At 34.9% G+C, this 13351-nt stretch carries 16 protein-coding genes; 7 read left to right on the top strand and 9 right to left on the bottom strand.

Annotated features, from left to right (window positions below; all coding sequences use genetic code 11):
- Positions 1-56 precede the first annotated feature (56 nt).
- From idi to gcvT, 3 genes are all read left to right on the top strand, one after another.
- Complete coding sequence (gene idi / locus BM371_RS02720; RefSeq protein WP_034675547.1) at positions 57-566, top strand: isopentenyl-diphosphate Delta-isomerase; 510 nt, start codon at positions 57-59, stop codon at positions 564-566.
- 8 nt (positions 567-574) lie between these two features.
- On the top strand, positions 575-1051 hold the full coding sequence (locus BM371_RS02715; RefSeq protein WP_051882830.1) for a hypothetical protein: 477 nt from the start codon (positions 575-577) through the stop codon (positions 1049-1051).
- Between the two features lie 137 nt (positions 1052-1188).
- Complete coding sequence (gene gcvT / locus BM371_RS02710) at positions 1189-2265, top strand: glycine cleavage system aminomethyltransferase GcvT (RefSeq protein WP_034675546.1); 1077 nt, start codon at positions 1189-1191, stop codon at positions 2263-2265.
- 272 nt (positions 2266-2537) lie between these two features.
- Here gcvT and BM371_RS02705 read toward each other — a convergent pair whose 3' ends face one another.
- Positions 2538-2891 carry an arsenate reductase family protein gene (locus tag BM371_RS02705; protein ID WP_034675544.1) on the bottom strand — a complete coding sequence of 118 codons (354 nt, stop codon included), beginning with the start codon at positions 2889-2891 and terminating at the stop codon, positions 2538-2540.
- A 78-nt stretch (positions 2892-2969) separates the two neighbouring features.
- Between BM371_RS02705 and BM371_RS02700 the strand changes: the two genes are divergently transcribed.
- Positions 2970-3437 carry an acyl-CoA thioesterase gene (locus tag BM371_RS02700; protein ID WP_034675542.1) on the top strand — a complete coding sequence of 156 codons (468 nt, stop codon included), beginning with the start codon at positions 2970-2972 and terminating at the stop codon, positions 3435-3437.
- A 4-nt stretch (positions 3438-3441) separates the two neighbouring features.
- Positions 3442-4314, top strand: coding sequence for a sugar phosphate isomerase/epimerase family protein (locus BM371_RS02695; RefSeq protein ID WP_034675540.1), 873 nt, complete (start codon positions 3442-3444; stop codon positions 4312-4314).
- Positions 4315-4434: 120 nt separating this feature from the next.
- On the opposite strand, the gene rny is transcribed toward BM371_RS02695, so the two are convergent.
- The 6 genes from rny to BM371_RS02665 form a co-directional block, all read right to left on the bottom strand.
- Positions 4435-6006: a ribonuclease Y gene (rny, locus tag BM371_RS02690; RefSeq protein ID WP_034675537.1), complete on the bottom strand. Its 1572-nt coding sequence runs from the start codon at positions 6004-6006 to the stop codon at positions 4435-4437.
- 220 nt (positions 6007-6226) lie between these two features.
- Positions 6227-6514, bottom strand: a complete 288-nt coding sequence (locus BM371_RS02685) for a cell division protein ZapA (RefSeq protein ID WP_034675534.1) — start codon at positions 6512-6514, stop codon at positions 6227-6229.
- Entirely contained in the window at positions 6514-6816 is a 303-nt protein-coding gene (locus BM371_RS02680) for a hypothetical protein (protein WP_034675531.1), read from the bottom strand. The genes BM371_RS02685 and BM371_RS02680 overlap by 1 nt, the downstream gene beginning before the upstream one ends.
- 135 nt (positions 6817-6951) lie before the next feature.
- A complete protein-coding gene (gene porT, locus BM371_RS02675) occupies positions 6952-7734 on the bottom strand; it encodes a type IX secretion/gliding motility protein PorT/SprT (RefSeq protein ID WP_034675528.1) in 783 nt (260 codons plus the stop codon).
- A 3-nt stretch (positions 7735-7737) separates the two neighbouring features.
- Positions 7738-8469, bottom strand: coding sequence for a bifunctional demethylmenaquinone methyltransferase/2-methoxy-6-polyprenyl-1,4-benzoquinol methylase UbiE (gene ubiE / locus BM371_RS02670; protein WP_034675525.1), 732 nt, complete (start codon positions 8467-8469; stop codon positions 7738-7740).
- A 3-nt stretch (positions 8470-8472) separates the two neighbouring features.
- Positions 8473-9042, bottom strand: coding sequence for a hypothetical protein (locus tag BM371_RS02665; RefSeq protein WP_034675523.1), 570 nt, complete (start codon positions 9040-9042; stop codon positions 8473-8475).
- A 100-nt stretch (positions 9043-9142) separates the two neighbouring features.
- Here BM371_RS02665 and BM371_RS02660 point away from each other — a divergent pair, with 100 nt between their 5' ends.
- Both BM371_RS02660 and BM371_RS02655 read left to right on the top strand, forming a co-directional pair.
- Positions 9143-10210, top strand: coding sequence for a 3-oxoacyl-ACP synthase III family protein (locus BM371_RS02660; protein ID WP_034675521.1), 1068 nt, complete (start codon positions 9143-9145; stop codon positions 10208-10210).
- A 75-nt stretch (positions 10211-10285) separates the two neighbouring features.
- The gene (locus BM371_RS02655) at positions 10286-11488 is read left to right on the top strand and encodes a metallophosphoesterase (RefSeq protein WP_034675519.1); all 1203 of its coding nucleotides are present in this window, start codon (positions 10286-10288) and stop codon (positions 11486-11488) included.
- A gap of 88 nt (positions 11489-11576) precedes the next feature.
- On the opposite strand, the gene BM371_RS02650 is transcribed toward BM371_RS02655, so the two are convergent.
- Positions 11577-12329, bottom strand: coding sequence for a polysaccharide deacetylase family protein (locus BM371_RS02650; protein ID WP_034675516.1), 753 nt, complete (start codon positions 12327-12329; stop codon positions 11577-11579).
- Positions 12330-12366: 37 nt separating this feature from the next.
- The gene (locus BM371_RS02645) at positions 12367-13320 is read right to left on the bottom strand and encodes an NAD-dependent epimerase/dehydratase family protein (protein WP_034675513.1); all 954 of its coding nucleotides are present in this window, start codon (positions 13318-13320) and stop codon (positions 12367-12369) included.
- Between the last annotated feature and the right edge of the window lie 31 nt (positions 13321-13351).

Below are 13351 nucleotides of genomic sequence, written 5' to 3'. Positions count from 1 at the left end.
CATGATGTTTTACCAAAAATTTCCGAAATACATTTATTAAACTTAAATTTGTCGGAATGGAAGAATTGGTAGTTTTAGTAAATCCCGAAGATCAGGTTTTAGGTCTGATGGAAAAACAGCAGGCTCACATCAATGGTTTGCTGCACCGTGCTTTCTCGGTTTTTATATTTAATGAAAAAGGAGAAATGCTTTTGCAAAAACGTGCCGAAAAAAAATATCATTCTCCCGGAAAATGGACCAATGCCGTATGTTCACACCCAAGAAACGGAGAAACCTATCTCGAAGGAGCAGAAAGAAGGCTGAACGAAGAATTAGGAATTAAAGCCGAGCTTTCAGAAAAATTTTATTTTATCTACAAAGCAGATGTTGGTGGCGGTCTTTGGGAGCATGAGCTCGACCATGTATTTACAGGAATTTATAATTCGGATTTTAATCTCAACGTGGATGAAGTAGAAGAAATACGCTTTATTTCTTTGGAAGATCTGGAAACAGAAATGGCAAAAAATCCTGAAGAGTTTACCGAATGGTTCAAAATTATTTTAGAAGAATATAAACACAATCTTTGATGACACAGATGAAAAAAATTTTATTCGCCGCTTTTATTTTTGCGACAAGCTTTCTTTTTTCGCAACAGTTGGGAACTGAGCTTTATGACAGTGAAAATTACTCAATTGTAATGCCCGATACCTGGAAAGCAACGAATGATGACGGCATCGTGAATATTTTCCCGACCAACCAGATTGGCGCGATTACCATTTCGGAATATCACGATCTCGAATTGCCAAAATCTGAAGTGAAGAAATTTATTTTAGCCTTATACAATTCTTCAGATGAAGAAAAAAAAGTAAAAAATACAGGCAGCAAAAAAGGGTATTCCGAATATCTGTACGAATATTTTGATGAGAAAGAAAAGCTCTTCTGGATCACTAAGTTGTATCAGAAAAATAAAGACATGTTCATCATAAGCATCAATTGCCAGGAAAAACACTGGAACGGCAATTACATGAAAGTTTTCAACGAAACTTTCGACAGTTTTAAAATTAAGAAATAAATTAGGTTCAAAACCTCATGCCCTTTGCTGAGTAGAACGCCTTTGCGAACTTAAAAACAGCTAGCAGTCCAAAAAAACTTTGCGGACTTTGCGTTAAAATAATTGCATTAGATAAAGAAATTAAACTAAATTTAAACATGAAAAAAACAGCATTGTACGACAAACACGTTTCTTTGGGAGCGAAAATAGTACCTTTTGCAGGATTTGAAATGCCTGTACAATATTCCGGAGTTACGGAAGAACACTTTGCAGTAAGAGAAAAAGCAGGTTTGTTTGACGTTTCTCACATGGGACAGTTTTTCATTGAAGGAGCAGGTGCAAAAGATCTTTTGCAGTTTGTGACGACGAACAATGTAGATGTTTTAGAAAACGGAAAAGCACAATATTCTTGTCTTCCGAACGAAAACGGAGGAATTGTGGATGATTTGATCGTTTACAAAATGAATGACGAAAAATACTTTGTGGTGGTAAATGCTTCAAATATCGATAAAGACTGGAATCACATTTCAAAATACAACACTTTCGGGGCAAAAATGACCAATGCTTCAGACGAAATGTCTTTATTGGCAGTTCAGGGACCGAAAGCAACTGAAATTCTTCAGAAATTAACAGAAACTAATCTTTCTGAAATTCCATATTATCATTTTACGGTAGGTTCTGTTGCTGGCGTAAGCGATGTTATCATTTCAAATACAGGTTATACAGGAAGCGGTGGTTTTGAGATTTATTTTATGAACGATGCTGCAGAAAAACTTTGGGATGCCATCATCGAGGCAGGTGCAGAAGAAGGAATTATTCCTTGCGGATTGGCTGCAAGAGACACTTTGAGACTGGAAAAAGGGTTTTGTCTTTACGGAATGGATATTGACGATACCACTTCGCCAATCGAAGCCGGATTAGGCTGGATTACGAAGTTTGACAAAGATTTTGTGTCTAAAGATATTTTTGCAAAACAAAAAGAAGAAGGTGTTACGAGAAAATTAGTTGGTTTTGAATTGACCGACAAAGGCGTTCCAAGACACGACTACCCTGTTGTAGACGCAGAAGGAAACGTGATCGGAAAGGTAACTTCGGGAACTCAGTCTCCAATGAAAAAAATCGGTTTGGGAATCGCTTATGTTGATAAGCCTCATTTCAAGCTTGGTTCTGAAATCTTTATTCAGGTAAGAAACAAAAATATCCCTGCAAAAGTGGTGAAAATGCCGTTTGTTTAAGGAAATATTTTAATGAAATATAAACCGCTTTATCATTCTGATGAAGCGGTTCTTTTTTAGGAGCTTTTTCCCGCTTTCCGCTGCAATCTTTTTTTTCAAAAAAGGATTTTCACTGCAATCGGGGCTAGGTTTTTGTCTTTAACACCTTGTTTTTACAATTGATTAGGAACTTCACTGAATTTCTTTTGCTATTAATTGCAAAAAAACCTCATAGGTTTTGAAAACCTATGAGGTTTGAATGCTATTCGAGAATCTGTGAAATCTGTGAGAAACTATGCCACTCCAAAAAATGATTTCAAAGCTTCCACATTATTTTTATCATTTCCAACAAAAATTTCTTTATCCGTGATAAAAACCGGGCGCTTTAAAAACGTATAATGATCTAGAATAAGCTCTTTAAAATCCTTTTCTTTCAATGATTTCACATCCAATCCTCTCAATTTAATCTGAGTCGATTTTTTGCTAAACAAATCTTCGTATGACTTCGTTTGCTTATGCATTTCTTCCAGCTCTTCTTTTGTAATCGGCTCTTTTTTGATTTCTCTCAACTCCCAGTCTGATAAATCAAACTGTGCTAAAATTTTTCTGCACGTATCGCAGGTATTAAGATGAAAAACTTTCTTCATAAATTAAATTTATCCCAAAAATAAGGCAAAATTTAAAATTTCAAAAATTATTAAATACCTTTAGTAAAAATTAAAAAAATGGACAATAAGCCTATTACTTTTCAGTTTATTTCTGAACCGTCAGACGTTAATTATGGCGGAAATGTACATGGTGGAAGTGTGATGAAATGGATCGATCAGGCAGGTTACGCCTGTGCAACAACCTGGAGTGGAAATTATTCGGTAACCGTTTATGTAGGCGGAATTCGTTTTTATGAGCCTATAAAAATAGGTGAAATTGTAAAGGTTGAAGCGCAGGTAATTTATACCGGTTCTTCGAGTATGCATATTTCCATCAATGTTTTTTCTAGGAACCTGAAACAGCCTCAATTTGATAAGAAAACACATTGTATCATTGTATTTGTAGCTGTTGACGAAAACGGTAAAAAACTTCCCGTTCCCAAATGGATTCCCGAAACGGAAGAGGAAAAGCAACAGGAACAATACGCAAAACGTCTGATGGAACTGAGAACGCAGATCGAAGACGAAATGAAACCCTTTCTTTAATCTTATGAAGCGTAAAGAATTTTTATCACTTTCGTCATTAGGATTTCTTGGAATTTCTTGTGGAGCTTCCGTAGCAAATCATCCGTCAACAAATCTGGCGATACAATTATATACCGTTCGTAATGCTGTTTCCAAAGATTTAGAAAAAACATTAGAAAGACTTGCTGTTTTAGGCTTTAAAAACCTTGAAATTTATGGTTACAATGGAACGTTCTTCGGAAAAAACAGAACTGAATTTAAATCTATTCTTAAAAATACAGGTTTAGAGATAATCAGCTCTCATCACAGAACAGGAATCACCGATAAAGAAAACGGAACACTCCTTCAAAACTGGGATAAAACCTTGGAAGACTTGAATTTTATCGGTTCCAAGTATGCTGTTTGCTCCTATCTTCCCGAAGCCGAAAGAACCATTGGGAACTACCAAAAACTTCCGGAAGTTTTAGAAAATGCAGGAAAACTTTCAAAACAAAACGGAATTCAGTTAGCCTATCACAACCATGATTTTGAATTCCTGAAAATGGATAACGAAAATAATTTCTATGATTTTATTCTTAAAAATACGTCTTCAGATTTAGTAAAAATAGAACTCGATTTATACTGGATTTCAAAAGCAGGTTTAGATCCTTTGGATTATTTCGAAAAATATCCGAAACGATTTCCTTTGTGGCATGTAAAAGATATGAAATCCGACACAAAAGATTTCACAGAAATCGGAAACGGAACAATTGATTTTAAAAGAATTTTTGAAGCCAAAGAAAAAGCAGGATTAGAACATTGGTTTGTGGAGCAGGATTCGAGTGATAAAGATATTTTTGAGAGTATTTCGATGAGTACAAAATATATTAAAGAGAATAGGTTTTTCTTCTATAATTAATTATTTGATAGGATTCTCATCCTATCCTTTAATAAAACGTCCCTTCGGAACTCTAATTTAACCCCAAATAAAAAACCCTTTCAATTGCTTGAAAGGGTTTTCGTATGTATTTAAAACGTATTATCTTGCGATATTTACTGTTCTTGTTTCTCTGATTACAGTAACTTTTACCTGTCCGGGATAGGTTAATTCATTTTGAATTTTTTCAGAAATGTCGTAAGAAAGCTGAGAAGACATTTCGTCATTCACTTTTCCACTTTCTACCATTACTCTCAGTTCTCTTCCCGCCTGAATTGCATAAGCTGACGAAACGCCGTCAAAACTTAAAGCAGCAGCTTCAAGATCCTTTAATCTTTGAATATAAGATTCTAATACCTGCCTTCTTGCTCCTGGTCTCGCCCCAGAAATCGCATCGGCAACCTGAATAATCGGAGACAATAAAGAGGTCATTTCCACTTCGTCGTGGTGAGCTCCGATGGCATTGATCACTTCTGCATTTTCACCGTATTTTTCAGCCCACTGCATCCCTAAAAGAGCGTGTGGAAGTTCAGATTCCTGCTCAGGAACTTTACCGATATCGTGTAATAAACCAGCTCTTTTCGCAAGTTTTACATTTAATCCCAATTCAGCAGCCATTGTTGCAGCAATATTTGCCACTTCTCTTGAGTGCTGTAAAAGGTTTTGTCCGTAAGATGAACGGTATTTCATTCTACCCACGATTTTCACCAATTCAGGGTGTAATCCGTGAATTCCTAAATCAATGATCGTTCTTTTACCTACTTCAATGATTTCTTCCTCAATTTGTTTTCTTGTTTTTTCTACAACTTCTTCGATTCTTGCAGGGTGAATTCTACCATCTGTTACCAATCTGTGAAGTGATAATCTCGCAATCTCTCTTCTTACCGGATCGAAACACGAAAGAAGAATAGCTTCAGGCGTATCGTCAACGATGATTTCCACACCAGTAATCGCTTCCAAAGCACGAATATTTCTACCTTCTCTACCAATGATTCTACCTTTTACTTCATCAGATTCGATATTGAAAACAGAAACCGAATTTTCGATTGCCTGCTCTGTACCGATTCTCTGGATAGTCTGGATAACGATTTTTCTGGCTTCGCTTTTTGCATTCAGCTGAGCCTCTTCCATGATGCTCTGAACGTGCGCCTGAGCTCTTGTTTTCGCTTCAGCTCTCATGGTTTCTACCAATTCAGCTTTTGCTTCTTCTGCAGTATAATTTGCGATTTTTTCAAGCATTTCTACCTTTTTGGCAGTTGCTGAATCAAGATCCTGTTGTTTTTTCTCAAGAATTTCGTTTTTCTTGGCGTAATCAGCGATCTGTTTGTCTAAATCTTTTTCTAATTTTCCGGTTTTGCTAAGCTCGTCATTCAGCTTATTTTCTTTGTCTTTAATTCTTTTTTCAGCTTCCTGCATTTTCTTCTCTCTCGACTGAATATCTGCATCATGTTGAGATTTTAGTTCAAGAAATTTTTCTTTTGCCTGAAGGTTTTTTTCTTTTTTTATCGATTCTGCCTGTACTGTGGCTTTTTCAAGTAAATTATCTGCATTTTTCTTTGCATCATCTATAATAAATTTCGCCTTGGTATTGAGGGAGCTTTTAGAGAAAAACATCCCTGCTACTGCACCGATTACTAAGCAAATAACGCCTATAATAATAGCGGTTGTTGTCATATATATTGAGTTTTAATTGTCTTGTTATAAAATAAAAAAGCCCACAGTAATTCAGGGATTGAGAGTAAACTCCTAATCAACACGATTTGAACTGATTTCTACTGTCTGTAATCCGGAAATCCGGCGCGCCATTCAATAGACATTTGTTCGGTAATTGTTTAGCGTTGAGTTTACCTTTAATGTGTTAGAATTACTGTGGGCAGGTTTTTTGAAAAATTTTTTATTTTTCCATATCATTCAGCGTCTGATTAATTTTCACTAATCTTTCGGTGGCCGATTTTATATTTTTTTCATGATTAAGAGAAACTACTTCTGCATTGGTTCCCAGTTTAAGGGCGCACATTGCCAAAGCATCCTGTTTATCTCTTACATCAAAGTTCTGTTCAAAATCTTTAATCATATTTTCAATCTGCTTCCCCACTTTACGCAGAGTTTCCTCTTCTGCTGCGGGTACATTCAGCGGATATACTCTTCCTGCAATGTTGATGGTTATTCTCCTTACCTCCATTATAATCCACTGTTTTGAAGCTGTGCAATACAAAAGTCTACTTCTTTTACCAATCTGTTGATATGGTTTTTCATGAGTCTGTTGTGTTCAGGGTTCCCTGATATTGCTGAATAAAGCTTTATATTTTTCTGTTCTTCTGCTAATACCTGATTTTTTTTTCTCTCCGCATCATATTTCATCTTCAATTCACTATGCTCTGTATTTAATTCCGAATATTTTTCAGAAAGATTTTGGTAGCTTTTGTGTAAGCTGGTAATCTTTTTTTCTAATTCTGAAAAATTATTTTCTAATTCTTGAAGCATTTCAGGTTGTGATATTCTAACTATTAGCAAAAATAGGAAAATATTAGTACTAACAAAAATAAAAATCTTTATATTTTGACAAAAACGAAAAAGGAGATGCCAAGCACCTCCTTCTTATATTAATTTTATATTATATTATTCAAATTTCAATACAAACATGATGGCTCTTGTCTGTAATGTTGAAACTGCTGCAGACCAATAAGGCGGCGTTGCTGCATTATCAGAAACCATTTCATTATTCATAAAGAAAGTACCTCTGATTGCTGGAGTCAGCTTAAATTTATTAAAGTAAAACTGAATACCCATTTCTGCAGACCATGCAAAGTTGTGCGTTGTAGATCTGAAAGTCTGCTGTAAGTTATCATCTGCAGAATCAGAATTAGACTGCAAATTCACGATATAATTTACACCCGCTGCAACATATGGTCTTGAGTTATACCATCTTTCTCCATGGAGTTCTAAAAGAACAGGTATATCTACCAAAGTAGATTTTATTTCTCTTACTCTGTCTTTCTCTGTTAAAGCGATAGGAATGAACGGTGCGTTCGTTAAACTTCCGTCACTGTATATGTCGTTTGACTGAGTATTAAACGTTAATTGTCTTTGTGCAAACTGTAACCCCGGCTCTACTCTTACATCCAAGTAATCATTCAATCTGAATTTAGCAATAAGACCCGCTCCGAAACTCGTACTTTCCTTTGAAGATACAAGATTATGATTTTCATACATTCCGTATCGAGGATCTAGCACAATTTTATAGTCAATCATATTTCCATTTAAATAAAAACCCCAACTGATTTTTTTCTGGTCAAAGTCTTCCAACCTGTCCATCCTGTTACGGGTTCTAAATTGAGCATTTGCAACTGTTGCAAAACTTACTGAGGCTAAAACCAGAGCTTTTAATAGAAATTTATTCATAGGTTATTTTGTTGCTTTATAAATTGTGGCTATACCTAAACTTAATTTTTTGTATTCTACTTTTTTAAATCCTGTATCTAAAAGAATTTGTCTCATTTTTTCTCCAAACGGAAAAGCATTTACAGAATCGGGAAGATAAGTATACGCCCTGTTATCTTTAGAAACCAACCTACCGATTGCCGGTAATATATTTTTAAAATAAAACATATAAAATGGCCCTAAAAATCCTTCTACTTTCGAAAACTCAAGAATATAAACGCTCTTGTTTTCTTTCACTACTCTTCTCAGTTCTGATAAACCTTTATTCAGATTCTCAAAATTTCTCACTCCAAAAGCAACGGAAACTGCATCAAATCTATTGTCCTCGAAAGGTAAATTTTCTGCATCGCCCTTTTGCATGGAAATTTTGCCGTCTAAATTAAGTTTTTTTATTTTAATAACGCCAACATTTAACATTTGTTGCGATAAATCTAATCCAACGACCTTTGCACCTGTTCCTTTTTCAACAGCAATGGCTAAATCTCCGGTTCCTGTAGCCACATCGAGTGTTTCTTTAGGATTATCATAATTCATCCACTTCACCAATTTATTTCTCCAGAGAACATCTATTTTCATAGACAGCACATGGTTTAATAAATCATATTTAGGCGCAATGTTGTCGAACATATCCTCTACCTGGCTCTTTTTGCTAGATTCAGAGTTGTAGGGCGTTACTTGGTTGATATCTTTTGTCAAAACTTAAAACTTGTAATATTCTTTATAATAATTTAGGTAATCCTGCTTACGAAAAATCTTTGATCTTGATTCTACCTTCTGGATATTCTTGATCAGCTGATCATAATCTTCATCTACATTATAATAAAAATCATCTGTATAGAGCTTATTAAAATGTTTTGGTCCGCCGTAATAGTCTTTTCCGTCTATCTTGGTTTTATCCAACGCCAAAAGTAATGAATCTTTTTTAAGATTGTACCCATAATATTGATCATTGATATAATAATCTTTGTGCGCAATATTAATAAGACCCCGAATCTTATTTACTTCAAATGCAGAATCATACAGCATTTTCTTATTCTGATCGAAAACTTTTATGGAGTTTTTCCCTTTTTTTAAATCTACTTTCACAAACTGACCTGCCGAAACAATACCTTCTGCACCATTATTTATTTTATAATAATACGTATTGGGCGTAGGATTATCTACCAGATAATAGTTTTTCTTAGCAAGAAAAAAGTTGTATATACCAAAGGCTCCCACAAACACCACAGCTGCAACAAGTAAGCCCTTTAATGACGGATTGTTTTTCATAGATTGACAGAAACAATTTTTGCAAATTTAATAATATTTTTAATTCTTTCTTATTAATATTAATTATTAACTTTGCATCTTTAAAAAATTATACAAACGAATGCCGAATACAATCATTATTGGTTCCGGATCTTACCTTCCGAACAGAGTTATTGGAAGAGATTTTTTCTTAGATTCAGAGTTTTATTCAGAAGACGGGGTGAAGATTGATAAACCTGTAGAGGAAACTATTGCAAAATTTGTAGAAATTACAGAAATAGAAAACAGAAGATTTATAGACGAAGATCTTTCAAACTCACAAATCGGTTTTGAAGCTGCAAAAATTGCAATCGCAGACGCAAATATAGACCAGGAAGAGCTTGATTATATTATCTATGCAAGTAATTTCGGGGAAGTTACCGTAGATGGTTATGCTGATTTTATGCCGACTATGGCTGCACGTGTAAAAAATAAACTGGGCATCAAAAACAGAAAATGTATCACTTACGATATGCTTTTCGGTTGTCCGGGATGGGTTGAAGCAATGATCTTGGCTGATAATTTAATTAAAGCTAAAGTTGCTAAAACAATTTTGGTGATCGGAGCTGAAACGTTGAGTAGAGTAACCGATCCGCATGACAGAAACAGGATGATTTTCGCTGACGGAGCCGGAGCAGTAGTTGTAAAAGCTACAGAGCAAGAAAATGTAGGAATTATCGCTCACAACACCATTTGTGATAACGGTATTGAACTGAATTATCTTGCAAACGGACCTTCTATTAACAAAGAAGCAGACCAGAAACGTCTATACGTAAGAATGTTGGGTAGAAAAATCTATGAATATGCTCTTAAAAATGTTCCTGTAGCCATTAAAGAAACCATTGATGATGCAGGATTATCTATTGAAGATATCGACAAAATTTTAATTCACCAGGCAAATGCTAAAATGGATTATGCGATGATCGAGAGACTTCACAAGCTTTACGATATCAAAGATTACGATCACGCTATTTCTCCAATGACGATTCAGGATTTCGGAAATTCTTCCGTAGCAACCATTCCTACCATGTTTGATTTAATAATTAAAGGAAAAATGAATGGTCATTCGTTTAAAGATAAAGGTAACATTGTAATGACTTCGGTTGGTGCCGGAATGAACATTAATGCTATCGTTTATAAATTTCCTTAAAAATTCAAGTAATTTAAATAAAGATATTGAAGCACAAAGGAAATTTTCTTTTGTGCTTTTTTATAAAATTCAGTTATGCAGAGAAATTTTTTAATTATTGCCGGAATTTTCCTTTTAATGGAAATCTACATTTATCAGGCAATAAGAACATTGACCGATAATTTTTGGATCAAATTAGGTTATTGCATTCTTTATCTTGGAATTTATGGGTTGTTCGCCTACGAAATTCTGACTTTCCAGAGAGGTGACCGAGATGCGCACAAACCTCATCTGATCAGTATTTTACTTCTCGTATTTATCCTTCCGAAAGTATTTGTCGTTTTATTTCTTTTGATTGATGACATTTTCAGACTCGGAAGCTATGCTGTAGGATTTACAAGATCATCAGAAAACTTTTTCCCGGAAAGGCGAAAATTTTTAAGTCTTGTAGGATTAGGATTAGGCGGGGTTCTTTCAGGTTTGTTTATCGATGGAATTACTTTCGGAAAATACAGACATAAAGTAAGAAAAGTAAAAGTAAAAATTGCGAATCTACCCAAAAGCTTTAAAGGATATAAAATCATCCAAATTTCAGATGTTCACAGCGGAAGTTTTGATGATCCGAATAAACTGGCTCATGCCATTGATTTGATCAACGAACAAAAACCTGATCTGGTTTTATTTACGGGGGACATGGTGAATAATGTCGCTGATGAATTCAAACCTTTCATTCCGTTGTTTTCTAAAATCACTGCGAAAGACGGTAAATTATCCGTTTTAGGAAATCATGATTATGGCGATTATGTAACCTGGAAATCTTTAGACGAAAAGAAACAAAATCTTGATACGCTGATTGATTATCAAAAACAGGCAGGTTTTGATATGATGCGAAACGAACACCGAATTATCGAAAAAGACGGTGAAAAATTATACATTTTAGGCGTAGAAAACTGGGGATTGAAACCCTTCCCTCAATTTGGCCAAATCGACAAAGCTTTAGAAAACGTTCCGCAAAATGCAGCTAAAATTTTAATGAGCCACGATCCTACACATTTTGATTACGTGGTAAAAAAACATCCTGCCAATATTTCTTTAACGCTTTCAGGTCACACCCACGGAATGCAGTTTGGTTTAGATTTGAAAAATGTAAAATGGTCGCCTGTACAATATAAATATCCAAAATGGGCTGATTTATATGAAAGTGAAGGAAAATTATTGTACGTGAACCGTGGTTTCGGAGTTTTAGGTTATCCCGGAAGAGTTGGCGTTTTGCCAGAAATTACACTTCTCGAGCTTTAGTAATTCAAAATTTCTCATTCAAGATTCAAGATTGAGAGTAGTTATGATTACAATTTTCAATCTTGAATTCAGAATTTGGAATGCGGAATTAGAATATGTAATCTTTCATCCTCGAAGTAGCCAATTCTTTCTCATTAATCCACGAAAGAAAAACTTCCAGTTTATCTTCCATCTTCTTGCCTAAATTATAGCTTCTGTAGAAAGGAATTTTAAACTGATATTTATGAATGTCGGTAAATTGCCAGGAATCAAGATAAACCAATACAAAATCATCTTTTTTTAAGGTTTCAAAAACCATGTTCTGATAATATTGCATCGGCAAAACCTGAAAAACAAAATCGTTGTAAGGAAGCTGACTGTAAGGAGAAATACTCTCGGGAACGATGCTCACACCGTTATCTTCAAGAATTTCTGAGCTTCTTTTTAATCTTTTAAACGGAAAAAGAATATTGGCATTATCGATGTTCGAAATATAATTAAAACCAATTGATTTTAATTCTTCTAAAGAAAACTGCAGATTTTTCTGACGAATTCCTTTGATCTGCTTTTCAAGAAAATCCTGAGTAGATTTCTTTGCTTCTTCTATTTTTGCAAGGCTGAAGTCTTTATTGTAAAAAGCAATTTCGTGCCCTTGAGCAGAAATTGCTTTTAATAAATTCTGAAGTTTTCCTGCAATGGAAACTTCCACAAAAAAACTTGCTTTTGTATCGTGAATATCTAAAATCCTGAGAATTGCTTTGGTATTACTTTCAGTAATTTTCAATCTTTCTTCATCAGAGCTATTTGTGCCGTTTTTGGTTTCGGCTTCAATATTCAGAATGTTAAAAGTCAGCAATATCATTCAGGATTATTTTAGATTATATTTTAAAAATAATAATTTAATTTTTGTTCAATTTCACTTTAAGGTTTTTGATCATATCTTTAGACATTTCAGAAATTCCGAAATCATATGATAGTCCCCAGTCTTTTTTCGCTACAGAATCATCAATTGAAGCCGGCCATGAATCTGCAATTGCCTGTCTGAAATCGGGTTTGTAATCTATTTCAAATCCAGGGATTTCTTTTTTGATTTCTGCAGCCAGCTCTTTCGGAGTGAATGACATTCCGCCTAAATTATAAGATGAGCGAACTGTGAGACTTTCTTTCGGAGCTTCCATTAATTTCAATGTGGCATTGATCGCATCATCCATATACAACATCGGCATTCCTGTATTTTCAGAAATAAAACTTGTATATTTTCCTTCTTCAATCGCTTCATAAAAAATTTCAACGGCATAATCGGTTGTTCCGCCACCTGCAGGAGTTTTCCATGAAATCAGACCCGGATAACGGATGCTTCTTACATCGACTCCGTATTTATCAAAATAATATTCGCACCATTTTTCACCAGCCATTTTAGAAATTCCATAAACGGTTGTAGGATTTAAAACAACATCCTGTCCAACATCATGTTTCGGAATTCCTTTTCCGAAAACCGCGATCGAACTTGGCCAGAAAATCTTTTTCAGCAAACCTTCTTTTGCCAGCTCACAAAAATGAAGAAGTGGCTCCAGGTTTAATTTCCAAGCAAAAATAGGCTGTTTTTCTGATGTTCCCGATAAAAGTGAAGCCAGGTGATACACCGTTGTGATCTCATAATCTTTGATAACCTGTCTTACAAGCTGTGTATTGGTAACGTCCATTCTTTCATAATGTCCTGCAGAGGTAATTCCTTTTTGCCATCTGTCAAGACCCGAAGCTACCACATTATCTGCACCGTGAATCTCAACAAGCCTGTTTGTAAGCTCGGTACCGATTTGCCCTAAAGCTCCCGTAATCAATATTTTTTCCATAGTAGGTTTCTTTTACTCATATTAGATTTCG

Source organism: Chryseobacterium formosense, from assembly GCF_900116415.1.
In the GTDB taxonomy this organism is placed as follows: domain Bacteria; phylum Bacteroidota; class Bacteroidia; order Flavobacteriales; family Weeksellaceae; genus Chryseobacterium; species Chryseobacterium formosense.
This window is presented reverse-complemented; position numbering and strand designations above follow the sequence as displayed.